Origin of the sequence: Mesorhizobium sp. BR1-1-3, assembly GCF_020165455.1 — a bacterium.
GTDB lineage: Bacteria > Pseudomonadota > Alphaproteobacteria > Rhizobiales > Rhizobiaceae > Mesorhizobium > Mesorhizobium ciceri.
Genome location: NZ_JAIUIC010000016.1, coordinates 80,813 through 104,490, shown reverse-complemented (window position 1 = coordinate 104,490; position 23,678 = coordinate 80,813). Strand labels below are relative to the sequence as shown.

The following is a 23,678-nucleotide window of genomic DNA, read 5'->3' as shown; positions in this document are numbered from 1 at the left end:
GCAGTCGATATTCAGGACGACATGACCACAGCACCCGCCCAAGCGGGGTGGCGATTCAGGCAGCCGAGCGTCATTCCGGGTTTCGGATTGACGCTCGGCTTCTCGCTTGCCTACCTCACCCTCATCATTCTCATCCCGCTATCCGGGCTGCTCTGGCGCTCGGCCGCCCTTGGCTGGCCTGAATTCTGGGCGATCGCCACCGATCGCCGCACCATCAATGCGCTGAGAATCAGCTTCGGCACTGCCTTCGTCGCGGCTGCTGTCAACGTCGTCTTCGGCACGCTGGTCGCATGGGTGCTGGTGCGTTACCGCTTCCCCGGCCGCCGCATCGTCGATGCCATGGTCGATCTGCCCTTCGCCTTGCCGACGGCTGTGGCCGGCATCGCGCTGACCACGCTCTACGCGCCGAACGGCTGGATCGGCAAATTGCTGATGCCGCTCGGCATCAAGGTCGCCTATACCCCACTGGGTATCGTCATCGCGCTGATCTTCATCGGCCTGCCCTTCGTCGTGCGCACCGTGCAGCCGATCATGGAGGAGATCGACAAGGAAGTGGAGGAAGCCGCGGCCACCCTTGGCGCCAATCGTTTCCAGATCATCACCCGCATCCTGTTTCCGGGCCTGGCGCCGGCCATCGTCACCGGCTTCGCGCTCGCCTTCGCGCGCGGCGTCGGCGAATACGGCTCGGTCATCTTCATCGCCGGCAACTTGCCCTACAAATCAGAGATCGCGCCGCTGCTGATCGTCATCCGGCTGGAGGAATACAATTACCCGGCGGCAACCGCGATTGCGGCGATCATGCTCGCTCTGTCATTCATCATGCTTTTGGTCGTCAATCTCGCACAGTCGTGGAGCCGCAAGCGCTATGGCTGATCCGGAGATCAAATCTTACGAACCGCACCATGAAAGCCAGTCGGCGGCGGTCACGGAAAGCCGCCCGGCGCGTCTGGCCCTGATGGCCGTCGCCTTTGCCTTCCTCGGCATTTTCCTGCTCTTGCCGCTGATCATCGTCTTCAACGAAGCCTTCGCCAAGGGCATCGGTGCCTACACCGAAGCGCTCGGCAATCCCGACACACGCTCGGCGATCCGGCTGACGCTGCTGGTCGCCGCGATCTCGGTACCGCTCAACATTGTGTTCGGCATCTCCGCCGCCTGGGCGATCGCCAAGTTCGAGTTCAAGGGCAAGGCCTTCCTGACCACGCTGATCGACCTTCCCTTCTCGGTCTCCCCGGTCATATCGGGCCTCGTCTATGTGCTTCTGTTCGGCGCCCAGGGGCTGCTCGGCACCTGGCTGAAAGCGCATGGCATCGTCATCCTGTTTGCCGTGCCGGGCATCGTGCTGGCCACAATCTTCGTCACCTTCCCCTTCGTCGCCCGCGAGTTGATCCCGCTGATGCAGGAGCAAGGCAATGGCGACGAGGAGGCAGCACTTTCGCTTGGCGCCAATGGCTGGCAGACCTTCTGGTACGTGACCTTGCCCAACGTCAAATGGGGGCTGCTCTACGGCGTGCTCCTGTGCAATGCGCGTGCCATGGGCGAGTTCGGCGCGGTCTCGGTGGTGTCGGGCCATATACGCGGCCTGACCAACACCATGCCGCTGCATGTCGAAATCCTCTATAACGAGTACAACGCCGTCGGCGCCTTCGCCGTCGCTTCATTGCTTGCGGGCCTGGCGCTCGTCACGCTGGTCTTGAAAACACTTCTCGAGATGCGCTACGGCGCCGAGATCGCCGCGACGCGCGGACACTGACAGAGGGATTTGCATGGAAGTTCGCGTTGCCAACGTGCGCAAGGAGTTTGACCGGTTTCCGGCCCTCCACGACGTGTCGCTCGATATCAAGTCGGGCGAACTGATCGCGTTGCTGGGGCCGTCCGGCTCCGGCAAGACGACGCTGCTCAGGCTGATCGCCGGACTGGAGCGGCCGACGCGCGGAAACATCTTCTTCGGCGACGAGGACGCCTCGCACAAGTCGATCCAGGATCGCAATGTCGGCTTTGTCTTCCAGCACTATGCGCTGTTCCGGCACATGACGGTGGCCGACAATATCGGCTTCGGCCTGAAGGTCCGGCACGGGCCGTCGCGCCCCCCGGCGCAGGAGATCCGCCGCCGCGCCTCCGAGCTTCTGGACCTTGTCCAGCTGTCGGGGCTGGAAAAGCGCTATCCGGCGCAGCTTTCCGGCGGCCAGCGGCAGCGCGTGGCGCTGGCGCGGGCCATGGCCATCGAACCCAAGGTGCTGCTGCTCGACGAACCGTTCGGCGCGCTTGACGCGCAGGTGCGCCGGGAATTGCGCCGCTGGCTGCGCGAAATCCATGACGCCACCGGCCACACCACCGTCTTCGTCACCCACGACCAGGAAGAGGCGCTGGAGCTTGCCGACCGCGTCGTGGTGATGAGCCAGGGTCGCATCGAGCAGGTCGGCACCGCCGACGACATCTACGACACGCCGAACTCGCCCTTCGTCTACGGCTTCATCGGTGAATCGAGCTCGCTTCCCGTCAAAGTCGAGAATGGCGAGATCTGGCTCGCCGACCGTCCGATCGGGCTTGCCGCGCCCAACGAGCCCTCGGGCGATGCGACGCTCTACTTCCGCCCGCACGATGTCGAATTGCTGGACGGCTGCAGCGGCTGCATCGCCGGCACGGTCGCCGCCAGCCGGCGCGTCGCCGGCACGCGCCGGGTCGAGCTTGAAATCGGTGGTGAGCGTCAGCGGGTCGAAATCGAGTTGCCGGTCGATCATCCCGCGGCGCAAAAAAACCGGGTGGCGTTCCGCCCCGGCCGCTGGAAGCTTTTTCCGGCGGCTTGATTCTCGGCTCAAGCGCTACGCCAACCGGTTTTCGACCTTCAGATTCCTGATCCGGGTGAACTCTCCCGTGTTGGGTTGCGGTTGTTGCGAAACAGCTTCGCCTCCTTGGGCGGCGTTGTTGAATGACGGTTCTGGGGCATGGCGGCAGCTGTTTGTATCTGCCTTTTGTATATGCCATGCAGCACCGCAAACAAGGCGCAGAAAAACTCCGACGAAGGTAGCCATCTCCTGGAACAGAATTCCAACAGGTGCCAACTTAGGCGATATATTTTCCCACGACGAGGGCGCGAACCGACAGCGCATGCCTCGTCGCGCATGATACGTCACGGCTATGGTCCGACCATCAACGCATTGCATCGGAGCCTGTTTTCATGAAACGATTTTTCCTCGGGCTTGCCACCGTCGCCGGCCTGTTCCTTGCATCCTCCCAAGCCTGGTCGGCCGACAAACTGCTCAACGCATCCTATGATGTCGGCCGCGAACTGTTCGTGCAGGTCAACAAGGCTTTCATAGCCCAGCATCCGGGCGTCACCGTCGACCAGTCGCATGCCGGCACTTCGGCGCAGGCACGCGCCATCGCCGAGGGTCTTGGCGCCGACGTTGTTACCTTCAACCAGGTCATCGACATCGACTTCCTGGTCACGAAGGGCCTCGTCTCGGCCGACTGGCAGAAGGATTTCCCTGACAATGCCTCGCCCTTCTATTCTCTGCCTTCGTTCCTTGTCCGCGCGGGCAACCCCAAGCACATCAAGGACTGGAACGATCTCGTGCGCGACGACGTGCAGGTGATCTTCCCAAACCCGAAAACATCCGGCAATGCGCGCTACACCTATCTGGCGGCCACCGCCTACGCCAAGGAAGCCTTCAAGGGCGATGACGCCAAGGTGAAGGAGTTCATCACCAAGCTGTTCAACAACGTGCCGATCTTCGACACCGGCGGCCGCGCCGCGACCACCACCTTCGTGCAGCGCGAGATCGGTGATGTGCTGATCACCTTCGAGTCGGAGACGCGCGGCATCCGCAAGGAGTATGGCGACGACAAGTTCGAGCAGGTTACGCCTTCGGTCAGCCTGCTGGCCGAATTCCCGGTCGCCATCGTCGACAAGGTTGCCGACGATCACGGCACGCGCGATCTGGCCAAGACCTATCTCGACTTCCTCTACACGCCGGAGGGCCAGGACATCGCCGCCCGCAACGGCCTCAGAGCCCGCGACGCCGCTGTGGCGGCGAAATACAAGGCCGATTTCCCCGATGTCCGGCTGCTGACGGTGGAAGACGTTTTCGGCGGCTGGGACAAGGTGCAGAAAGAGCATTTCGCCGCCGGCGGCCTGCTCGACCAGACCTACGGCAGCCGCTGAGGCAGCGATACCTGCACAGCAGACGAAAAAGCCGGCGCGCTGCCGGCTTTTTTCGTTTTTGAACGCCGATAACCTGGTTATCAGCGGAATATCCGCGTTCTCAGTGCAAAACGTTACAAAGAATCAACGCGTTTATGCCTAACGTGCAATTTGGTGGCTGTTTCGCGAAACATCATCGCGCGGCGAAGACGTCATTATTTGCACACAAACAGTCGCCAGATGCGAGTGGTTGGGGCTTTTATGGGTTGATCTGGGCATGCTGACAAAAAAAGGCAAATACGGCCTCAAGGCCCTCGTGCATCTGTCTGGCCTGCCGGCCGGCCAATTGGCCTTCGTCAATGACATCGCTGTGGCCAACAATATCCCGAAGAAATTCCTCGATGCCATCCTGGGCGAATTGCGCAATGCCGGCTTCGTCCAGAGCCGCAAAGGCAAGGAAGGCGGCTACCGCCTTGCCCGGCCGGCCTCCGAAATCAAGATCGGCCATGTCGTGCGCGTGCTTGACGGGCCGCTGGCGCCGATCCCTTGCGCCAGCCGCACGCAGTATCAACGCTGCGAGGATTGCGACGAGGCGACCTGCCAGGTCCGCCACATGATGCTGGAGGTGCGGCAGGCAATCGCCGAAGTGCTGGATAATCGCAGCCTCGCCGCCATGCGCGATGCCGACAATGACGATTTTCCGGTCGAGCTGACGTCGCAGATCTAAACCACCGACTTCAAGCTGATCGCGTTCAGATAGAGATTCCTGCATTGAAGGAGAGGTTCTCCAAATCTCGGGTTGCGAAGCTCGAAATCACGGAGAACCTCATGCAGTTTTGGCCTATCCGTTCACATTAGACGCAGCCTCGAATACAGCGCGTGCGGACGTCGTACCCGCTACGTGCTCAGTACCCGCCACACCGAGGTCCATCCATCCCGCATTCACGGCCTCGAACATTTCTTCGGCAGGTCCGGAGTGCCCCTTCGGGATGCCGAATTGCTCGAACGCTTCCGCCCACCCCGCACGCGGAATTGCAAAGGCTTTCACGGCGAGATTCAGGACTTCACCCAACTGCTCCGCGACTTCATCCGCGGTGACCATCGAACCTATCTCGACGATGCGCTGCCCTGACCACGTCGACCCGGTCAAAAGGGTTGCGACCTCTGCGCCGATGTCGTTCGTCGCAACCATGGTCGATTTCCGGTTTGTCGGATTGTAGTAGACCGGCAGCATTCCGCCCTGCGCGACCTGCAAGCCGTAGAGGAAATTTTCGAAGAATCCCCCCGCGCGCACAAATGCGGTTGGCGATGTCAGGCCGCGAAACCCTTGCTCCAGAAGCGACAAGGCCGCGATCACCCCGTGCCCGCTTGTTCGGTTCGCACCCATCGACGAAAGCGCAACCACTCGCGGCGGCGCTGCCTTGGTCAGAGCCTCGACATAGCTAGCAATCACGCTCCTCGCTTCTTTGTAATCGGGCGACGGCGCCCAGACAGGGGGCAACATGACGAACGCGCCTTCGACGCCTTTGAGGGCTCGCTCGATGGCTGCCGAATCATTCCAGTCGCCGTCTACCAGTTCCACGCCCTGGTTCGCCCAATTGGCCGCCTTGTCGCGATTGCGGACGAGTGCGCGTACCTCGTTGCCGTGCGCCAGCAGATGCTCTGCCGTTGCGCCGCCAACTTTTCCCGTGATTCCCATTACTAGGAACATGTGTTTCTCCTGATGTCGGGGGACAGAGCTGCCCCTGTTGGTTCAATGGATGAGCGGCAGAATGGCCCGGATACGGGGATCGCGGAGATAGAGGCCGCCCCAGGTCATCGCGCCCAGAAGCAGGGAGATGATTTCCGGCGGCGACCCCAACTCACCGATGCGCAGATGGGCGCAGATGGCACCTCCCAAAAAGCCCGTCACCAGGATCGCGCCGAGGACGGCGGTGACCGGGATGGCGTAGAGGATGGCGCAGGCGAGGATGATCGGACCCACGACACGGGTCAGGTCCATCGCAAACCCGGTTTCCTGCAACATGCTGGCGATCTGTGCCGGCGCGAAAAGCTGAACAGTGCCATCTGCCGTCAGGGCGATGACGACAAACGCGCTCATGATCCGGCCGGCCCACAGGGCGCGATGCAAGGTCATAGTTTCCGGTGTCTGATGCAGGTTCACAGTTTCGGACACTTGTCATTCTCCGATGGGGAGATCCCATATTCGAAGCTTACTGTGCCTCTCAACTGTGATAAATGCCGAGAAAATGAACCAACTGTTCTCTTTTTGGGGAACAATCCGAGGCACGAAAATGCAGAATCTCGAACCCATCCTCATTTTCACAACGGTCGCGGAAATGGGGAGCTTCACCCGCGCGGCCGATAGCCTGGGCATCCAAAAGGGGAGAGCCTCAACGGCGGTCCGCAAGCTGGAAGAAGATGTGGGTGTCAGGCTTCTGCACCGGACGACGCGCAGCGTGCGGTTGACGGAGGACGGACGCGCATTTCATGCCCGCGCCCGCGATCTGCTTGCCGAAGTCGATGATTTGCACTCGATGTTCGCAGGCGACCGCGTGGCACTTCGCGGCCGTTTGCGGGTCGACCTTCCGACCGAAGTGGCGCGCACAACGATCGTACCGGCTTTGCCGGATTTCATGGCGGCTCACCCCGAGTTGGAGCTGGAGGTGTCGAGTACGGATCGGCAAGTCGATCTGGTTCAAGAGGGGTTCGATTGTGTATTGCGGCTTGGACCCATTCGCGACGAGACCCTGATTGCCCGCCCGTTGGGCCTGTTGCGCATGGCCAACGCAGCCAGTCCCGCCTATCTGGCGCGCCATGGCGTGCCTCGATCGCTGGAAGATCTCCAGCGTCAGGAACATAGGGCAATTCATTTTTCGACGCTGCTGGGCGCGCGACCCTATGGATGGGAATATCCGGACGGCGACAGCTACGCGACGCTTCAGTTGCCAGGTGCGCTACACGTCAACAGCGCACAGACCTACGAAGCAGCGGCCCTCGCCGGCCTCGGCCTGATCCAGGCGCCACTCTTGGGCATTGGCCGATACTTGGAGAGTGGAGCGCTTGTCGAGATCCTACCCGATTTTCGTCGCCGGCCGCTCGCCGTGTCCCTCGTCGTCGCACATCGGAGCAATCTATCGCGCCGGGTCCGCGCGTTCATGAAATGGATCGAAGATGTGCTGACGCCATATATGGAATAGCGATACGACTATCTTCGTCCGGCCCTCGAAATCAACACTTCGTAAGCGGCGCGCTTGTCTTAAGTCTAGGGCAAGCGAAATCTGCAGAAGTCTTGAGCGCGGACATGACCTTGCACGGCCCAAGCCGACGCAGTAAAGCGGGGTTCGAAGAACGGGCTGGACCGATGAGGCTGTGGTGGTTAGAAAAATCCCGCAAGGCCGCCCGCAAGCTGCCGTCGGCAGCCAGTTTCCGCACTGAAATCATCGCAGACGTCTTCGTCCCGGAACGGGCGGAGGATGTACGCTTCTTCAGCCGCAAGCTGGTTCGCCCTGGCCGGCTTCGCCGCTTTTCCAACAAGGATCTTCGCGAAGGCCTGCTGTCTATCTTCTATCTCGTGGTGGCGGCGGCACTGCCGGTGCGGTGGTGGGCGCCGATCTGCGGCCGCGTATCGAGGTTTCGCCTCAAGCGCCATATGCGCAAGGAATTCCCGGCCTACGCTGCCGCCACGCTCGCGGTGCTGGGCGATGGTATCGATGCACGCAAGCTGTTCGAGGGATTGCTGGCAGCGCGCCACCGCCGCCGCTTGCAGCTCGCCGCTCATCTGGTGGCCGGCCGCTGGTCGCCGACGATCCGGCTGGAGGGGCTGGCGGGGCTGCGGTCGGCCTTGCAGCGCGGCCACGGCGCCATCCTCTGGTGCGATCAGTTCACCGCCCAGACCATCATCGGCAAGCGCGCGCTGTACGAGGCCGGTATCGAAGCGCATCAGGTGAGCGTCAACACCCACGGTATTTCCGAATCGGCGTTCGGCTTGCGTTTCCTCAATCCGCCGCTGATCGATGTCGAAAACCGGTTCCTGAAAAGCCGGGTCGTCTTTGGCCGCGACGACACCTATCAGGTCACCATCCGCATCCAGAAGATCCTGAAGCGGAATGGCGTGGTGACGATGACCAACACCGTCCACGCCGGCACGACCTTCACCGAGGCAGCCATGGGCGAAAGCGGCTGGACGCATCTCGCCTCGGCACCGGCGAATTTCGCCGCCAGGGGCAGGACCGCCCTGTTTGCCATGTCGACCTTCGAAGTGGTTCCCTTCATCGAATACCGGGCCGTGCTCAGCCCCGAGCTGACGCCGGAGGCATCTGTCAGCCCGGCAACGGACATGGCCAGGGATGGCGCCAAGAACATGACTGTGCAGGCGCACTACATCCTGCTCAAGCGCGACCGCCTGCTGGAAGCGCTGAAGCTCTACCCCGAGCAGATGCTGACGTGGTCCCGCCGGCAGCGGCTGACCGAGGTCTCGGACAGCATCGGCATCGGAATGGATGAAGGCTCATGACCGGCGTATCAGGCGGACCGCGGCGGCGACGAGCTCACCGACCGGGCGTGTGGCATTGAGTTTCGAGGCGCGCTCATCCGCAGCCGGCGGCTCGAGGATGGCGAACTGGCTGTCGACCAGGCTCGCCGGCATGAAGTGGCCCTTGCGGCTGCCGACGCGCTGCCTGGCCGTACCAGGGTCGATCTCCAGATAGAGGAAGACGATTTCCGGGCAGAAGCCGCTCAGCCGGTCGCGGTAGCTGCGCTTCAGCGCCGAGCAGGCGGCGACCACGCCGTTGCCCTGCCCCACCGACGCGGCGATGCGCTCGCCGATCGCGTTGAGCCAGCCTTCGCGCAGCTGATCGGTAAGCGGCTCGCCGCTTGCCATGCGTGCGACGTTTTCCGGAGGATGCAGCCTGTCGCCCTCGATAAAGGTAACGCCCAGAGCGGCGGCAAGCCCAATGCCCACCGCCGACTTGCCGCAGCCGGCGACGCCCATAACCACGATGGCCGGCACCGAGCCGGGGGCGCTCGTCGGCGCCTGTGCTGCCGCTTCGTCCACTGTCAGCGGCTTGCCGGCGCGCGGCCGTAGAGCAGCAGCATGGCGACGATGACGACACCGTAGATGATCTGCCGCCCCGCCTCCGGCATCTGCATGACCGACAAGATGGATTGCAGCAACGTGATGAGGATGACACCGGCGACAGTGCCGAGATAGGAGCCGCGCCCGCCCAAGATCGAGGTGCCGCCAAGCACCACCGCGGCGATCGACGGCAGCAGATAAGCGTCGCCCATCGACTGCGCCGCCTTGGAGGCATAGCCGGCCAGAAGCACGCCGCCGAAAGCCGAGAGCCCGCCGGAGACGGCGAAGGCGATCATCACCACGCGCCTTGTGTCGATGCCGGAGAGATAGGCCGCGCGCTCGCGGTTGCCGATGCCGTAGACGGTGCGGCCGAAGCCGGTCCGCGTCAGCACGAACACCATCGCGGCCCCGATCAGCGCCCAGATGATGACGGCGTTGGGCACGCCCGGAATGGCGAAACCGGTCGCCAGGTAGCGCATCGCGCCCGTCGCCGAATCCTGCGGCGAGAAGCCGCCGGTGTAGACCACCATCAGCCCTTGCGCGACAGCGTTGGTGGCCAATGTGATGATCATCGAGGGGATGCGCAGATAGGCGACGCCGATGCCGTTGACGACGCCGATCAGCATGCCGCAGATGATGCCGAACGGGATGGCCAACGCCACGCCGACCGGGCCGTACGCCGCCGCGGCGCAGGCCATCATGGCGCCCGCCGCCACCGCCCACGGCACCGACAGGTCGATCTGGCCGAGCAGAATGACCAGCATCATGCCTGTCGCGATGACGCCGAGGAATGAAGCCACCTTGAGCTGCTGCAGGAGATATTCAGGCGACAGGAAGCTTCTGGAGTAGAGGCTGCCGAAGAACAGCAAAAGCACGATGCAGGCAAAGGCCGTCAGCACCGCCGGATCGGCGCGGCGGATGAATCTGGGCATGCGGCCGGCAATGCCGCCAAGCGTCGTTTCGCTCACAGGAACCACTCCAGCCGGTTGCGGACCCGAAACAGGGCGAAGGCGCCGAGGCTGACGGCGACCAGCAGGATAACGCCCTGGAACAGCGGCTGCCAGAGCGGATCGAAATCGAAGACGAACAACAGGTCGCCGATCGTGCGGAAAGCCAGTGCGCCGAAGATGGCGCCGATGGCGCTGCCCTTGCCGCCGAACAGCGAAACCCCGCCGAGCACCACGGCGGCGATCGAAAACAGCGTGTAGGAGTTGCCGCTGGCATAGGCCGCCTCACCCGTATAGGTGAAGAAGGTCAGGAACAGTCCGCCGATCGCCGCCAGCAGGCCGGCCAGCGTGTAGGCGGCGAACTTGCCGCGCCGGATCGGCACACCCGACATGTAGGCCGCCGTCTCCGATGAGCCTGCCGCGTAGGCGGCGCGGCCAAGCACCGAGCGGCTGAACGGCACCCAGATCACCAGCACGATGGCCAGCAGCACGACGAGACTTGCCGGCACCACGCCGAACACACGGCCGGTCAGCGCATCGGCCAGGTCCTCATTGACCGAGCCGCCCGGAAATGGCCGCAGCAACAGGCCGATGCCGTAATAGACGGCGCCTGTGGCAATGGTGGCGACAATCGGCTGCAGCCGGCCATAGATGACGATGGCGCCGTTGATGGCGCCGCACAGCAGTCCCACCGCCAGCACGGCGATGACGCCGAGCGTCGTCTGCATCGGCGTTCCCACCACCAGCCACGAAGCCAGGCAGTTGGTGAGGAGAAAAATCATGCCGACGGACAGGTCGATGCCGGCGGTGATCACCACCAGCGTCTGCGCCATGGCGACGAAGGCGAGCAGCACGCCCTTGTTGGCCGCCGTCTGCACCACATTGGCGGTGAAGCCGGCCGGATGGTTCGAGGTGTAGATGACGAACATGACGATGAAGATGCCGAACGCCAGCAGCGTTCCGCGCTGCTCGGCCAGCCAGTAACGCCAATCCTTCATGCGCCCACTCCCAGGCCCACCGGGCTGTCCTCGCCATGGATGTTGAGCGCGCTTGATATCAGCGCCCGCTCGGTGATCTCGGCGCCGACCAGCTCGCGCTTGACCGCTCCGTCGTAGAGCACCAGCACACGGTCGCAGCAGCCGATCAGCTCGTCATAGTCGGTCGAGTAGAACAGGATCGCCGCACCCGCGTCGGCCAGTTTGCGCATCAGCTGGTACAGCTCCTGCTTGGTGCCGACGTCGATGCCGCGCGTCGGATCGTTGAGCAGAATGATGCGCGGCTGGCGCATCAGCCATTTGGCGATGACCACCTTCTGCTGGTTGCCGCCCGAAAGCGCGCCGACCGGAATGTCGAGGCCCGCCGTCTTGATCGCCAAAAGGCCGACCATGTCGTCGATCAGCCGCTGCTCGGCGGCACGGTCGATGATGCCGGCTTTCGACAACCGGTCGAGCGCGGCGAAGGACAGGTTCTCGCGCACCGTCATCGGCAGCATCAGCCCTTCGGTCTTGCGGTCCTCGGGAATGAGCGCCATGCCGATGCCGTCGTCGCGCGCAACGGATGGACTGGTGATCGACACAGGCTTGCCGTCGATCAGGATCTGGCCGCTGAGGCCGCGCAGCACGCCGAAGAAGGCGAGCAGCAATTCGCGCTGGCCCTGGCCGTCGAGGCCGCCAAGGCCGACCACCTCACCTGCCCTGACGGTCAGCGAGATGTCGTGCAGCCGATCGGCCCATGAGAGCTTGCGGGCCTCGAGCCTGGGGGCCGCGGCGGCAGGCACGGCCGTCGGCTTGGGCGGAAAGATATGGCTGTATTCGCGGCCGATCATCAGTTCGACCACCTCATTGTCACTCTTCGAGCCGGCTGGATAGCTGGCGACATTGCGGCCGTTGCGGAACACCGTGCACTGATCCGCCAGTTCGGCGATCTCGTTCATGCGGTGCGAGATGTAAAGCAGCGCCAGCCCTTCCGCGCGCAGCCGCTTGAGCACCGCGAAGATCTTCGAGACATCCGCGGCAGTCAGCGCGGAGGTCGCCTCGTCGAGGATGAGGATGCGCGGCTTGCGTGCCAATGCCTTGGCGATCTCGACCATCTGCCGGCGCGACAATGGCAGGTCCTTGACCAGCGCCAGCGGGTGGATGTCGGCGGCGCCGGCACGAGCAAGTGCTTCTTCGGCGATGCGGCGCTGCGCCTTGCGGTCGATCATGCCGAAGCGTTTGGGCGGGTCGGAAATGACGATGTTGTCGGCAACGCTTAGCTCGGGGACCAGCGACAGTTCCTGGAAGATGCAGACGATGCCGGCCTTGTTGGCGGCACCCGGAGAGGCGAAGGTCGCCTCGCGCCCATCCAGCGTCATGCGCCCCTCATCGGGCGCCACGACACCTGCCATCACCTTGATCAGCGTCGACTTGCCGGCGCCGTTTTCACCGAGAATGGCGTGAATGCTGCCGGCTTCGACAACAAGCTCGGCCTTCTCCAGCGCGCGTACACCGCCATAGCGCTTGGATATGCCTTCCATACGAAAGAGCGGAGCCGCACCGTCCATCGGCCCTCCCAGGGCGATTGTGGAATTGAGACAAACGCCGCGGCTCAAGCCGCGGCGCCAGGTGACAGCCAGCGATGATTTACTGGTTTTCCTTGGTCTGACCCATGATTTCCTGGGCGCTGAAATTGATGCCGCAGGTCGGGAAGGAATTGCCGACGAAGAAATTGTCGGATTCCTTGGGGAAGTAATCCGTGCCTTCCTTCATGTTCGGGTCTTCGGCGATCGCCAGCGGCAGCTTCACCTCTTGTGGCACGACTTCGCCTTCGAGTGCGGCGATCGCGGTCTTGATGGCGACGGCGACCTGAGCCGGGCCCGAGCCCGCGGACGAGCACTTCAGCCCGTCGGCTGAATGCGCGGCGCAGAACTTGCGGAAGCCGTTCTCGGTCTCGCCGCCAAACGGCACGAACGGATGCTTGGCGTCGATCATCGCCTGCACGATGCCGGTGTCGCCGCCCTGCCCGGTGATGCCGTCGAACGGACCGTTGGTGGCGATCGCATCCGCGGTCACCTTCTGTGCCACGCCGTCATCCCATTTGCCGGCGACTTCGGTCACGTCCCACTTCTTGCCGGACGCATCGAAGACCTCGTGGATGCCGTTGTGACGATCGGTGTCGACGGAGGTGCCGGCGACGCCGCGCACTTCCAGGATCTTGCCGCCGTTCGGTATCTTGCCGACCAGCCACTTGGCCCACAATTCGCCAAGACCCTTCTGATCGACATTGACGTTGATGGCGTCCTTGGTGTCGAGAATGTTGTCGAAGGCGACCAGCACGATGCCCGCTTCCTTGGCACGCTTGATGACCGGACCGAAGGCCGTCGGGTTCTGGGCGTCGGTGACGATGGCGTCATAGCCGGAATCGATGAAATTGTTGATCGCCGAGATCTGTGCCGGCACGTCCTCGCCCGTCGAGACGACCTTGAATTCCTTGATCTTGGCTTTGACTTCAGGTTGCGCGGCGTAGGCCTTGGCCGTCTGCACCATCTGGATGCGCCAGGTGTTGGCGATATAGCCATTGGCGAAGGCGATGCGGAACGGCCCTTCCTTCTTGGGATATTTGAAGAATTTGGTCTCCGCGCTCCACGGCGCGAAACAGTCCGCCTGAGCGGCGGGACCCGACACGATTTCGGGTCCGGCGGCCATGGCGGCCGAATTGAGCATGACGAATGCAGTGGCGGCAACGACGCCACCAACGAGTGACTTGATCATCGATAATCCTCCCGATTGCAGTTCTGATTGTTCGTTTCGCAATGCGAATTTTTCGCGCGATGGACCGGCACCTCCCGCCTTGCCATGCGCTTCCTCGGCCGCCCGTGATGGCCGACCCGGTACCTCCCTTGTCGCCGCCAGCGGGGCGAAAACTATCATATTATCCATAATAAACAAGTATTAGTTGTCGCTTATGTATAATAAACAGGTGCGATGTCGTTGATGCAACTGCCTGTAGGAGATGGTAGCGCTACCAAATTGGCGTGTAAACCGGCATTCGCACAGTCGCTTCTGTGCGTTTCAACGCGCCGTGCTCTCGCGGCGCTTGAGCTCGAAACCGAGGTCTACGATCCGTTGCTCCGGTCTTTTGCCGGCGATCGCAGCAAGCGCCATGGCGACGGCACGCCGGCCGATCTCATAACGATGGGTGCGGATGCTGGTGACCGAAGGAAACGCCACCTGCATCATGTCGAGATCGTTGAAACCGACGATGCCGATCGTCTTCGGCACCGCGATCGAGGCGCGATGGCATTCGAACAAGACGCCGAGCGCGATGTCGTCATTGTTGCAGAAGACACCGTCGAGTGTCGGCACCTTGGCCAGCGCGTCGCGGAACATCTCGCGGCCGAGCGACACGCTGGACAGCACCGGCGTGGTGGTGACGAGGCGCGGGTCGAACAGGCCCGCGGCCTCCATCGCCGCGCGATAGCCGGCAAGGCGCCGCTGCGAACGCGGATCCATGCGCGCGCCGATGAAGCCGATGCGGCGATAGCCGGCCTCGATCAGATGCTCGGTCGCCGCCCTCCCGCCATCGAGATGCGAGAAGCCGACCATCATGTCGACCGGATCGGGACCGGTTTCCATCACCTGCACCACAGGGCAGCCGGCACTTTCCAGCAGCTTTCGTGAAGCCGGCGTCTGATCGATGCCGGCGACGATCAGCGCCGCTGGCCGTTGCGAACCGAACAGCTGCAGCAGCCGCTCTTCCTCGAGGCCGGAATAGTGGGTGTTGCCAAGCTGGATGCGGAACGGGCTGGCCGACAGGCTGTCATAGATGCCGCGCACCACCTCGGCGAAGACGTTGTTGGTAAGCGACGGCACCAGCACGCCGAACACCTCGGCGCGCGCCGAGGCCAGCGCCCGGGCATTCGGGTCCGGCACGTAGCCCAGTTCGTCGACGGCGGCCTGGATCTGGCGGCGCAACTCTTCGGAGACACGCTCCGGCTCGCGCAGGGCGCGCGACACGGTGATGGCGCCGACACCGGCCTTGCGCGCGACATCCGCGATGGTCGGGCGGCCGCCGCCCCGGCGCGTGCGCGGCTTGGTCAAAATCGAGTCCTCGCAAGATACAGATCGGAAGCCATCGCGCCCGCAGCCGTCATATGTTGTCAAAGTGGGATATTTATCCGCGCGCTTCCTTCTCGACGCTAGGTCAATGTCCGCTCCCCAAAGAGAAAAATCAGCAGAGAAAGAAGACCAAACGAGACTAAAAATCCGGCCCATGCTCCAAACAGGAGCTTGCGAAGCGATCGGAATTCGTCAGCAACAAGAAATCTGTTGAAACGGCTATTCCTGCGGCCGGCTCGCTCGCTCCAACCAAGTGATCTTTCCTCAGTAGTGTCTACAAGCGCCCCGGTTCTGCCGAGCACCAGGATAATCGAATAGAAAATTGCGGCGGCGCCTGCGAGGCATCCCGCGGTGCAGGCCCACACCGCTATTGTTAGAAGAATGGGCTTACCGTGAAGATCGAGATGCATTTTGTGCGCCCGGAATAAGGCTTAAGCTGCAACCGTCAATGATCGCCGCGACCGCCACAATAACAGAACGATAGCCAGTATATTCAAGATATTCCAGGCAATACCGTTCAGGAACGCAGCCGCATAAGAGCCGGTCAAATCGTAGATCCAGCCCGACATCCAGCCGCCGATCGCCATGCCGAAGATGGTCGCCATCATGACGATGCCGATACGCTGGCCGGCCTCTCTGGCCGGCATGTAATCGCGCACGATGATCGCGTAGCAAGGCACGATGCCGCCCTGCGACAGGCCGAACACCAGCGACACCACATAGAGCGAGGCAGGCCCGTCGAACGGGATGTAGAACAGCAGCGACAGGCACTGCAGGACCGAGCCGATCATCAATGTCCACACGGCGCCGATACGGTCGGCGAGGAAGCCGGACGCCAGCCGGCTGACGACGCCGCCCGCCATCATGATCGACAGCATGTCGGCGCCATGTGCGACGCCGTAGCCAAGGTCCATGCAATAGGCGACGATATGCACTTGCGGCATCGACATCGCCACGCAGCAGCCGAGCCCGGCGACGACCAGCAGCACCTGCAAGGCCGCCGGCGACAGCGAGATCGGCTGCACCGACCGGCTTCCGGGCGAACCCGCGACGGCCGCCGCCGGGGCACCGCGCCGCAGCATCAGCACCAGCGGCACCATTGTCACCAGGCAGAAGATGCCGATTGCCGCATAGGTGAAGCGCCAGCCCTCCGCCTTCATCAGCGTCGGCATGATGGTCGGCCACAACGCCCCGGCAAGATAATTGCCGGCCGCCGCCGCCGTGACCGCAACACCGCGACGGCGGTTGAACCAGTGCGAGATATCGGCGATCAGCGGCCCGAAGATCACCGACGTGCCGATACCGATCAGCACCCCCTGGGCAAGCGTGAATTGCAGGATCGAGGTCGACAGCGCCGCGAGCAGCAGGCCCGCGGAAAGCGCAATCGAAGAGATCAGCGCCGGGATCCAGTAACCCATCCGGTCGATGGCGCGGCCGACCAGCACGTTGCCGGCGGCGAAACCGACCATGGTCGCCGTGTAAGGCATGGACGCCGCGGCGCGGTCGACGCCGAACTCGGCCTGCACGGCGGGCAGCACGACGACGACAGCCCACATGCCCACGGCGCCGATCGTCGCCAGCAGCATCGAGATGGCAAGCCGCATCCACGCATAGGAGCTGTCGATGCCGGGGCCGGGCTGGAGGCTGTCGGTTCGGGTCAAGGCGTTTCCTGTCGGCGGTCTTGGAGATCGGCTGCCGTTTGCGCCACTATCGGCGCATTCTCAGGCCGCAGCAGCGCCACAGCGGGCAAATCCGTGGCTCCAGAGCCAGGGCGGAACCGATGCCGATGTGCGGAGTTTCCCGGCAACCCACCCCGCAAAGGAGTCCTGCGATGACCGCCACCAGGAAAAAATGGTCGGCCGAGGTGACCGAGCACAGCAACGCAATGGATCTTGAGGATCACGTCTTCGAATCCGACGACGCCAGGAAGATCGCCGCCTCGCTGAAACGATCCGCCGAACACAGCCACAGGCGCAAGGCCGAGCCTTTTCAATCCGCCATGTCGATGCTGAATTTTTACATCAACCGCGCCGGCAAGAACTTGCCTGCCGCGCGCAAAAAAGTGCTTGAGGACGCCAAGGGCGAGCTGCGCAGCGCCTTCGGACGTGACAAGGATGATTAGCGGCCCGTCCAGCCCTACCGGGCGCGGATGACGCCGTCTGTGTTGGCGAGCAGTTTGCGCACAGCATTGCGCGCCGCGTCGGGGCGCTGCAGGCGGATGTTCTTCTCGATCGCCTCGTGCAGCTTCTGCGCGTGGTTGAGATCGTCGATCTCCCGTGTCGTATAGGCAAAGAGATGATCGAAGGCGGATTCGATCAGTACGCCGAGCGGCACCAGCAGGTCGTTGCCCGAAGCCCGCAGGATGGCGAGATGGAAGCGCGTGTCGGCGCGGGTCCGCTCCTGCAGGCTCGTCGCCGCGCCCATCTCACGGCAGGCCAGGCTGATCTCGGCCATCTGCTCGTCGGTTCTTCGCATCGCGGCGAACGCGGTCGCTTCCGGCTCGATGATATGGCGGAATTCCTGCACCGTCTTGAGGAACACTTCGCGGTCCGGCGACGTCGCGTACCAGGCCAGCACATCGCGATCGAGCAGGTTCCAGCGTTCCTTCGGCTCGACCCAGCTGCCGATCTTGGGACGTGAGGCCAAAAGGCTCTTGGCCATCAGCATCTTGATCGCTTCGCGCACCGCCGAGCGGCTGACGCTGAAGGTCTCCGACCATTTCGCTTCATTGGGCAGGATGGTGCCAGGCGGATAATCGCCGCGCACGATCCTGAGGCCAATTTCACTGGCCAGCGAGGCGTGGACGCTGGAGCCGGGAATACGCGCGGCGTCCGCCCGGCGAACGCCGCCCGGACGGTCCCCGGAGGCCGCTTTCCCCAACGATTTTTCCTTGTTCGGCTTCGCGTCCCGCATGGGGTCCAGAAAGTCCGTATTAAGCAGGCTGTCAAGCGCGGCAAGCGGCTTGCATCGCAAAGCTGCCCGCTGTGCACAGATCAGCCCCGATCCGCCGCTTGATTGGCATGTCGATATTCAGGTCAGGCCGAGCCGAGAATGACGGATTTCGAGAACCGGAGCGCAGCGTACTTTTGGGTACGTGAGCACCGGCCTACGCCGGCCGTAGCCTTGACTGCCACGACCACTCATAAGTGCTTCGGCCGGCGAAGGCCGGAAGCGCAGAAAGCCGTCATTCGCAGGCCGGCATCACCTGAATGTCGACATGCCTAGGCCTGCTTGACGTATCTGCGCCAGCTATGCTCCGGGCGGAGGCCCAGCACGTCACGCGCCTTGCGGTTGGAGAGCAGCGTCTCGTATTCGCCGAGTTCGGCCTTGACCGGCACGCCGGGGTAGAACCGCTTCAAGAGTTCGGCTGTCGGCAGGTCGGACGAGGTGTCGTCATTGGCCGCGTTGAACACCTGATAGCCGAGCCCGTCCTTCTCTATGGCGCGCAGCGTGATCTGGCCAAGGTCGCGCGCGTCGACATAGCTCCAGGCGATGCGCTTGCGGAAACCCGGATCGGCGAACCATTTCGGAAACAGCGAATATTCGTGCGGCTCGATGACGTTGCCGATGCGCAGGGCATAAATGTCGGTGCCGTTGCGCTGCGCGAAGGCCCGCGCCGTCTTCTCGTTGACGACCTTGGACAAGGCATAGCTGTCCATCGGATCGACGTCATACTCCTCGTCGAGCGGGAAATATTTTGGATCGCGCGGCTCGTTGGCGAAGACCAGCCCATAGGTGGTCTCGCTGGAGGCGATGATTACCTTTCGGATACCGAGCTTAACTGCCGCCTCGATGACATTGTAGGTGCCGAGCGCATTGATGCGGAACACCTCGTTGTCGGTGGTGATCATGATGCGCGGGATGGCGGCGAAATGCACCACCGCATCGACCGGCTGCGGACGCAGCGAGGGGTCGAATTCATGCAGGCCCATATAGCTCGACAGTGCGTTGAACACCTGCCCGCTGTCGGTGATGTCGGTGATCAGCGTGCGCACCTTGGGGTTGTCGAGCGGCTTGGTGTCGATGTTGAGCACCTGGCAGCCTTGCTCGACCAGATACTGGACGACATGGCGTCCGGCCTTGCCGCTGCCGCCGGTGAACATGATCCGCTTCGTCATTTTGCTCTCCACATCCTCAGGAATTTATGTGTATTGTCAGACAATATCGCCATCCGCAACCACCCACGCCTGCAAAACGGCAGCGCCTGACATCAATCATTGCAACAGGACTTGAAGACATGAACACGACTGCCGCGAGCGAAAAGATCGGCTTCATCGGGCTTGGCCTGATGGGCCACGGGATCGCCAAGAACATCGTCGACAAGGGCTACAGCCTGACCTTTCTCGGCCGCAAGAACCGCAAGCCGGCGGAAGACCTGCTTGGCCGAGGCGCCACCGAAGCATCGACCTCGCGCGATGTGGCGGCGGCATCGACAATCGTCTTCATCTGCGTCACCGGTTCGCGCGAGGTCGAAGCCATCATTCGCGGCCCGGGCGGCCTCAAGGAGGGTTTGAAGAAAGGTTCCGTCGTCGTCGACTGCTCGACCTCCGACCCGGTCTCGACCATTGCGCTTGCCGCTGAGCTCAAGGCGCTCGGCATCGACTTTGTCGACGCACCGCTCAGCCGCACGCCGAAGGAAGCCTGGGAAGGCACACTCGACGCCATGGTCGGCGCGCCGGACGCCCTCTTTGCCAGGGTGAAACCGGTAATCGAAACCTGGGCCGGCCGCATCGTCCATATCGGCGACACCGGCGATGGCCATCGCATGAAGCTGCTCAACAATTTCATCTCGCTCGGCTACGCCGCGATCTATTCCGAGGCACTGGCACTGGCTGAGAAGGTCGGCATCTCGCCGCCGCGCTTCGACAGCGTCATCCGCAATGGCCGTATGGATTGCGGCTTCTACCAGACCTTCATGCGCTGGACGCTGGACAGTGACCGCGACGCGCACAAATTCACCATCGCCAATGCCTTCAAGGACCTGACCTATCTGGAATCGATGGCGGGTGCGGCCGGCATTGCCAACCCGCTCGGCAACGCCACCAAGAACGCCTTCGCCGGTGCTCATGCAACCGGCCCGGCCGAGCAATTCGTACCGATGCTGGCAACGCATATCGGCAAGGTGAACGGCGTCGACCTGATGCCGATGAAGGATGGCAAGAAGCAGACCATTTAACCGATTGCCCAACGCAGGCGCCGATCACCGCCTCCAGCGCCCGATCCCTTCATCGGTATCCGCAAGCAGCTTGTGCACGGCGTTGCGCGCGGCGGCCGGGCGCTGCAGGCGGATGTTCTTTTCGATCGCCTCATGCAGCTTCTGCGCCTGGCGCTGATCGGCGACCTGCTGTGTCGTGAATGCGAAGAGATGGTCGAGCGCCGACTCGATCAGCACTCCGAGCGGCACCAGAAGGTCGTTGCCGGAGGCGCGCAGGATGGCCAGATGAAAGCGCGTATCGGCGCGGATACGCTCCTGCAGGCTCAAGGCCTCGCCCATCTCGCGGCAGGCCTGGCTGATTTCCGCCATTTGCTCGTCACTGCGCCGTATGGCGGCAAAGGCCGATGCTTCCGGCTCGATGATATGACGAAACTCCTGCACGGTTCGCAGGAACGCCTCGCGGTCGGGCGCCGTCGCGTACCAGGCCAGCACGTCGCGGTCGAGCAGGTTCCAGCGCTCCTTCGGCTCGACCCAGCTGCCGATCTTGGGGCGTGAGGCCAACAGGCTTTTCGCCATCAGCATCTTGATGGCTTCGCGCACCGCCGAACGGCTGACATTGAAGATCTCGGCCCATCTGGACTCGTTGGGCAGGATGGTGCCGGGCGGATAGTCGCCACGCACGATCCGCAGGCCGATCTCGCCGGCCAGCGAGACATGGACGCTCGCTCCCGCAAAATGCGCAGCACCGGCCTTGCGCATGACAGCCGGGCCGTGGCTGGCTTGTGCCTTGGCCCGGTCGGTTCGCTTGCTTGACTTCTCGTCCGGCATCCACGTTCCAATGCGTCGACCGTCTGTCGTCCGGACTGGTCCGAACCGCACGGGCGCCGATCTCGTTGCCGAAAAATCCAGATCACGGGCGCAGCAAAGCCGGAGCCGGTAGCCCCAACCATTGCGTCCGTTCGGGAATTATCGCTTCCGTCCAGGAATGACGGGGCGCCCGCAGCCGGGCGCCCCGAAATCGAGAACCTACTTCTGGATGCAGGTGTCGACCGTATCCTTGGTGCACTCGTCGAGGCCGGTGAACACCGGATCGGCGACCGCCTTGCCTTCGATCAGGTCGATCATCACCGACGGTGCCTTGTAGCCCATTTCGAACGGCCGCTGGCCGACCAGAGCCGTTACAAGGCCGTCACGAGCGATCGCAATCTCGTCGCCGATCGTGTCGGCGGCGCCGATGACGAAGTCGTTGCTGGCGATCCGGTCCTTGAGCGGTCCGAACAGATCGCGATAGGGCTGCGGCGCGCCGAACAGCGGCCAGCCGCCCATGATGCCGAAGGCGTCCAGCTTGGGGTTGGCGGCGAGGATGTCGGTCATCGCCTGCACGCCCTTGGCGCCATCGTCGTTGGTGAACACCGGGCAGCCGGCGACTTCGGTCCAGCCACCTTCACCGGCAAGTGCGGCGAGGCCCTCCTTGCCCGACAGTGCGTCACGCATGCCTTGCGCACGGCGCAGGATGTTGTCGGCTGCCGGGTTGCCTTCGATGGTGCAGATCGTGCCACCATTCGGCTTGCCCTTCTTGATGTACTCGCCGATCTTCTTGCCCATCAGGTAATTGTCGGTACCGAGATAGGTCTTGCGAAGGCCTGCGTCTTCCTTGCTGAGATCGGCGTCGACCGTCATGATCGGGATCGACGGATTGGCACTCTTGATCGTCTGCGCGATCAGCGGCGCGTTGGACGGCGAGATCGCCATCGCCACCGTGTCGGCCTTGCTCAGCATGTCCTGGACGATCTGCGCCTCGCCGGCCTCGTCCGAAGTCGACGCCGGACCGGTGTAGAAGCATTCATATTCCGAGCTGGCGTTTTCCTTGTTCCATTTCTCGCAGCCCTGGTGGATGGCCTCGAAGAACGGATTGTCGAGACCTTTCACGACAATGACGAGCTGTTTCTTGGCCAAAGCCGGCCCGGCACCCAACGCCATGGCGGCGACGGCGGCGAGCAAAAGTGTTTTCCTCATGTCAGTCCTCCCTTGAAACAAACGGACACGGCGTGCCCGCCATACAGATCGACCGGATGCGTGATGACCGAGGGTCGTTTCGCGAGCGCTCGTGTCGCCAGGACAGATCGATAAGCATTTCCAGATTCGGCTTCAGATCAGCTCACACACAGGTGCCGCCGGATCCTGGACCGTCAAACCTCCGCCAATTCCGGCCGGCGAACCGCCAGCGGGGATCGGCATAATCTCCTCCGACGCTTAGCTAATATCGGCTTGGCGCCAACGTCAATGCTATTTGTCCTACAAAACGGATTTTTAAAATAGTCCTGGCCCAATTCGTCCGACAATTGATTGACGTGCGCCGGCTTTTGCGTAAAAGAACGCTAACGCCGTCTTCGGGAGGAGCCGGGGAGAGCGAGGCCAAAGCAGCGTCGGCATCCACGCCGGTAACAGCTGCAGGTCGCAAAACACGGGGAGCAAAGGCTGGTGGCGGTTCTCGAACTCACCAACATCTCAAGGCATTTCGGCGCTATCCAGGCCGTCAACGACGTTTCGCTGTCGATCGAGCCCGGACAGGTGGTCGGCCTGATGGGCGACAACGGCGCCGGCAAGTCGACGCTGGTCAAGATGATCGCTGGCAATTTCCGCCCGAGCCATGGCACCATGCACATGGACGGCAAGGAATTGATCCTGCACAAGCCGGCGGAAGCCCGCCAGCACGGCATCGAGATCGTCCACCAGGACCTTGCGCTCTGCAACAATCTGACTGCCGCCGCCAATGTCTATCTCGGCCGTGAGTTGCGGCGCGGCGTCGGGCCGTTTCGGATCCTCGACTATGCCTCGATGTACAAGCGTGCCGGCCAGCTCTTCGCCGAATTGAAGTCCGAGACCCGTCCGCGCGACCTCGTCAAGCAGATGTCGGGCGGCCAGCGCCAGGCGGTGGCGATTGCCCGCACCATGCTGTCGCAGGCCAAGATCGTGCTGATGGACGAACCGACGGCGGCGATCTCGGTGCGCCAGGTCGCCGAAGTGCTGAACCTCATCCGCCATTTGCGCGATCAGGGCATCGCCGTCGTTCTGATCAGCCACCGCATGCCCGACGTGTTCACCGTCGCCGACCGCGTCATCGTCATGCGGCGCGGGCGCAAGGTCGCCGACAAGACGATTGCGTCGAGCTCGCCCGAGGAAGTCACCGGGCTGATCACCGGCGCTATCGAACAGGTTTGATTTCAAGCGAATTCCACCACGCACAGCAGATGAAGGTCGA

General features: G+C 62.9%; 24 protein-coding genes. 10 read left to right on the top strand and 14 right to left on the bottom strand.

Translation table 11 applies throughout. The features are described 5' to 3' along the window. Positions 1-21 precede the first annotated feature (21 nt). The 5 genes from cysT (at position 22) to LB559_RS28605 (ending at position 4,868) form a co-directional block, all read left to right on the top strand. On the top strand, positions 22-873 hold the full coding sequence (cysT, locus tag LB559_RS28625) for a sulfate ABC transporter permease subunit CysT (RefSeq protein ID WP_013530875.1): 852 nt from the start codon (positions 22-24) through the stop codon (positions 871-873). Further along, a complete protein-coding gene (gene cysW / locus LB559_RS28620) occupies positions 866-1,750 on the top strand; it encodes a sulfate ABC transporter permease subunit CysW (protein ID WP_013530874.1) in 885 nt (294 codons plus the stop codon). Before cysT ends, cysW begins: the two co-directional genes overlap by 8 nt. A 13-nt stretch (positions 1,751-1,763) precedes the next feature. After that, the gene (locus tag LB559_RS28615) at positions 1,764-2,804 is read left to right on the top strand and encodes a sulfate/molybdate ABC transporter ATP-binding protein (RefSeq protein ID WP_224675549.1); all 1,041 of its coding nucleotides are present in this window, start codon (positions 1,764-1,766) and stop codon (positions 2,802-2,804) included. Between the two features lie 371 nt (positions 2,805-3,175). Continuing rightward, positions 3,176-4,162 carry a sulfate ABC transporter substrate-binding protein gene (locus LB559_RS28610; RefSeq protein WP_224675548.1) on the top strand — a complete coding sequence of 329 codons (987 nt, stop codon included), beginning with the start codon at positions 3,176-3,178 and terminating at the stop codon, positions 4,160-4,162. 256 nt (positions 4,163-4,418) lie between these two features. Further along, positions 4,419-4,868: an RrF2 family transcriptional regulator gene (locus LB559_RS28605; RefSeq protein ID WP_013530871.1), complete on the top strand. Its 450-nt coding sequence runs from the start codon at positions 4,419-4,421 to the stop codon at positions 4,866-4,868. Between the two features lie 114 nt (positions 4,869-4,982). Here the strand turns inward: LB559_RS28605 and LB559_RS28600 are convergent, their stop codons facing one another. Together LB559_RS28600 and LB559_RS28595 are read right to left on the bottom strand one after the other, a co-directional pair. Beyond that, complete coding sequence (locus tag LB559_RS28600) at positions 4,983-5,852, bottom strand: NmrA family NAD(P)-binding protein (protein ID WP_013530870.1); 870 nt, start codon at positions 5,850-5,852, stop codon at positions 4,983-4,985. Positions 5,853-5,894: 42 nt separating this feature from the next. Beyond that, positions 5,895-6,317 (bottom strand): DoxX family protein, encoded by a 423-nt coding sequence (locus LB559_RS28595; protein WP_013530869.1) that lies wholly within the window; start codon positions 6,315-6,317, stop codon positions 5,895-5,897. Positions 6,318-6,390: 73 nt separating this feature from the next. On the opposite strand from LB559_RS28595, the gene LB559_RS28590 reads away from it, so the two are divergent. Continuing rightward, positions 6,391-7,341, top strand: a complete 951-nt coding sequence (locus tag LB559_RS28590; protein ID WP_224675547.1) for a LysR family transcriptional regulator — start codon at positions 6,391-6,393, stop codon at positions 7,339-7,341. Between the two features lie 164 nt (positions 7,342-7,505). After that, entirely contained in the window at positions 7,506-8,657 is a 1,152-nt protein-coding gene (locus LB559_RS28585; RefSeq protein WP_224675546.1) for a hypothetical protein, read from the top strand. On the opposite strand, the gene LB559_RS28580 is transcribed toward LB559_RS28585, so the two are convergent. From LB559_RS28580 to LB559_RS28545, 8 genes are all read right to left on the bottom strand, one after another. Next, the gene (locus LB559_RS28580; protein WP_063172530.1) at positions 8,652-9,197 is read right to left on the bottom strand and encodes a gluconokinase; all 546 of its coding nucleotides are present in this window, start codon (positions 9,195-9,197) and stop codon (positions 8,652-8,654) included. The genes LB559_RS28585 and LB559_RS28580 overlap by 6 nt on opposite strands. Before the next feature lie 2 nt (positions 9,198-9,199). Continuing rightward, on the bottom strand, positions 9,200-10,186 hold the full coding sequence (locus tag LB559_RS28575; protein WP_013530866.1) for an ABC transporter permease: 987 nt from the start codon (positions 10,184-10,186) through the stop codon (positions 9,200-9,202). Then, positions 10,183-11,163, bottom strand: a complete 981-nt coding sequence (locus LB559_RS28570; RefSeq protein WP_013530865.1) for an ABC transporter permease — start codon at positions 11,161-11,163, stop codon at positions 10,183-10,185. Before LB559_RS28570 ends, LB559_RS28575 begins: the two co-directional genes overlap by 4 nt. Continuing rightward, positions 11,160-12,707 (bottom strand): sugar ABC transporter ATP-binding protein, encoded by a 1,548-nt coding sequence (locus tag LB559_RS28565; protein WP_024501534.1) that lies wholly within the window; start codon positions 12,705-12,707, stop codon positions 11,160-11,162. The genes LB559_RS28570 and LB559_RS28565 overlap by 4 nt, the downstream gene beginning before the upstream one ends. A 79-nt stretch (positions 12,708-12,786) precedes the next feature. Beyond that, entirely contained in the window at positions 12,787-13,914 is a 1,128-nt protein-coding gene (locus LB559_RS28560) for a sugar ABC transporter substrate-binding protein (protein ID WP_013530863.1), read from the bottom strand. A gap of 300 nt (positions 13,915-14,214) precedes the next feature. Continuing rightward, the gene (locus LB559_RS28555) at positions 14,215-15,243 is read right to left on the bottom strand and encodes a LacI family DNA-binding transcriptional regulator (protein ID WP_024501536.1); all 1,029 of its coding nucleotides are present in this window, start codon (positions 15,241-15,243) and stop codon (positions 14,215-14,217) included. Positions 15,244-15,341: 98 nt separating this feature from the next. Next, complete coding sequence (locus tag LB559_RS28550; protein WP_032898595.1) at positions 15,342-15,671, bottom strand: hypothetical protein; 330 nt, start codon at positions 15,669-15,671, stop codon at positions 15,342-15,344. Positions 15,672-15,692: 21 nt separating this feature from the next. Next, positions 15,693-16,922, bottom strand: coding sequence for an MFS transporter (locus LB559_RS28545; RefSeq protein ID WP_224675545.1), 1,230 nt, complete (start codon positions 16,920-16,922; stop codon positions 15,693-15,695). A gap of 170 nt (positions 16,923-17,092) precedes the next feature. Here LB559_RS28545 and LB559_RS28540 point away from each other — a divergent pair, with 170 nt between their 5' ends. Then, the gene (locus tag LB559_RS28540; RefSeq protein WP_027160693.1) at positions 17,093-17,383 is read left to right on the top strand and encodes a DUF3175 domain-containing protein; all 291 of its coding nucleotides are present in this window, start codon (positions 17,093-17,095) and stop codon (positions 17,381-17,383) included. A gap of 14 nt (positions 17,384-17,397) precedes the next feature. Here LB559_RS28540 and LB559_RS28535 read toward each other — a convergent pair whose 3' ends face one another. After that, positions 17,398-18,174: a FadR/GntR family transcriptional regulator gene (locus LB559_RS28535; RefSeq protein WP_024501538.1), complete on the bottom strand. Its 777-nt coding sequence runs from the start codon at positions 18,172-18,174 to the stop codon at positions 17,398-17,400. A gap of 308 nt (positions 18,175-18,482) precedes the next feature. Beyond that, positions 18,483-19,379, bottom strand: coding sequence for an NAD-dependent epimerase/dehydratase family protein (locus LB559_RS28530; RefSeq protein ID WP_224675544.1), 897 nt, complete (start codon positions 19,377-19,379; stop codon positions 18,483-18,485). Positions 19,380-19,498: 119 nt separating this feature from the next. Between LB559_RS28530 and LB559_RS28525 the strand changes: the two genes are divergently transcribed. Further along, positions 19,499-20,437: an NAD(P)-dependent oxidoreductase gene (locus tag LB559_RS28525; RefSeq protein ID WP_224675543.1), complete on the top strand. Its 939-nt coding sequence runs from the start codon at positions 19,499-19,501 to the stop codon at positions 20,435-20,437. Between the two features lie 24 nt (positions 20,438-20,461). Here the strand turns inward: LB559_RS28525 and LB559_RS28520 are convergent, their stop codons facing one another. Together LB559_RS28520 and LB559_RS28515 are read right to left on the bottom strand one after the other, a co-directional pair. Next, positions 20,462-21,244 (bottom strand): FadR/GntR family transcriptional regulator, encoded by a 783-nt coding sequence (locus tag LB559_RS28520; RefSeq protein WP_013530856.1) that lies wholly within the window; start codon positions 21,242-21,244, stop codon positions 20,462-20,464. Positions 21,245-21,442: 198 nt separating this feature from the next. Then, positions 21,443-22,432, bottom strand: a complete 990-nt coding sequence (locus LB559_RS28515; RefSeq protein WP_013530855.1) for a sugar-binding protein — start codon at positions 22,430-22,432, stop codon at positions 21,443-21,445. Positions 22,433-22,897: 465 nt separating this feature from the next. Between LB559_RS28515 and LB559_RS28510 the strand changes: the two genes are divergently transcribed. After that, on the top strand, positions 22,898-23,638 hold the full coding sequence (locus LB559_RS28510) for an ATP-binding cassette domain-containing protein (protein ID WP_013530854.1): 741 nt from the start codon (positions 22,898-22,900) through the stop codon (positions 23,636-23,638). The last annotated feature ends 40 nt before the right edge of the window (positions 23,639-23,678 follow it).

Excerpts from the sequence above, each read along its gene's own strand:
- LB559_RS28530 (WP_224675544.1), bottom strand. The coding sequence starts at position 19,379 with ATGACGAAGCGGATCATGTTCACCGGCGGCAGCGGCAAGGCCGGACGC.
- LB559_RS28605 (WP_013530871.1), top strand. The coding sequence starts at position 4,419 with ATGCTGACAAAAAAAGGCAAATACGGCCTCAAGGCCCTCGTGCATCTG.
- LB559_RS28560 (WP_013530863.1), bottom strand. The coding sequence starts at position 13,914 with ATGATCAAGTCACTCGTTGGTGGCGTCGTTGCCGCCACTGCATTCGTC.
- LB559_RS28515 (WP_013530855.1), bottom strand. The coding sequence starts at position 22,432 with ATGAGGAAAACACTTTTGCTCGCCGCCGTCGCCGCCATGGCGTTGGGT.
- LB559_RS28550 (WP_032898595.1), bottom strand. The coding sequence starts at position 15,671 with ATGCATCTCGATCTTCACGGTAAGCCCATTCTTCTAACAATAGCGGTG.
- LB559_RS28610 (WP_224675548.1), top strand. The coding sequence starts at position 3,176 with ATGAAACGATTTTTCCTCGGGCTTGCCACCGTCGCCGGCCTGTTCCTT.
- LB559_RS28585 (WP_224675546.1), top strand. The coding sequence starts at position 7,506 with ATGAGGCTGTGGTGGTTAGAAAAATCCCGCAAGGCCGCCCGCAAGCTG.
- LB559_RS28520 (WP_013530856.1), bottom strand. The coding sequence starts at position 21,244 with ATGCCGGACGAGAAGTCAAGCAAGCGAACCGACCGGGCCAAGGCACAA.
- LB559_RS28615 (WP_224675549.1), top strand. The coding sequence starts at position 1,764 with ATGGAAGTTCGCGTTGCCAACGTGCGCAAGGAGTTTGACCGGTTTCCG.
- LB559_RS28600 (WP_013530870.1), bottom strand. The coding sequence starts at position 5,852 with ATGTTCCTAGTAATGGGAATCACGGGAAAAGTTGGCGGCGCAACGGCA.
- LB559_RS28535 (WP_024501538.1), bottom strand. The coding sequence starts at position 18,174 with ATGCGGGACGCGAAGCCGAACAAGGAAAAATCGTTGGGGAAAGCGGCC.
- cysT (WP_013530875.1), top strand. The coding sequence starts at position 22 with ATGACCACAGCACCCGCCCAAGCGGGGTGGCGATTCAGGCAGCCGAGC.
- LB559_RS28540 (WP_027160693.1), top strand. The coding sequence starts at position 17,093 with ATGACCGCCACCAGGAAAAAATGGTCGGCCGAGGTGACCGAGCACAGC.
- LB559_RS28565 (WP_024501534.1), bottom strand. The coding sequence starts at position 12,707 with ATGGACGGTGCGGCTCCGCTCTTTCGTATGGAAGGCATATCCAAGCGC.
- LB559_RS28525 (WP_224675543.1), top strand. The coding sequence starts at position 19,499 with ATGAACACGACTGCCGCGAGCGAAAAGATCGGCTTCATCGGGCTTGGC.
- LB559_RS28590 (WP_224675547.1), top strand. The coding sequence starts at position 6,391 with ATGAACCAACTGTTCTCTTTTTGGGGAACAATCCGAGGCACGAAAATG.
- LB559_RS28570 (WP_013530865.1), bottom strand. The coding sequence starts at position 11,163 with ATGAAGGATTGGCGTTACTGGCTGGCCGAGCAGCGCGGAACGCTGCTG.
- cysW (WP_013530874.1), top strand. The coding sequence starts at position 866 with ATGGCTGATCCGGAGATCAAATCTTACGAACCGCACCATGAAAGCCAG.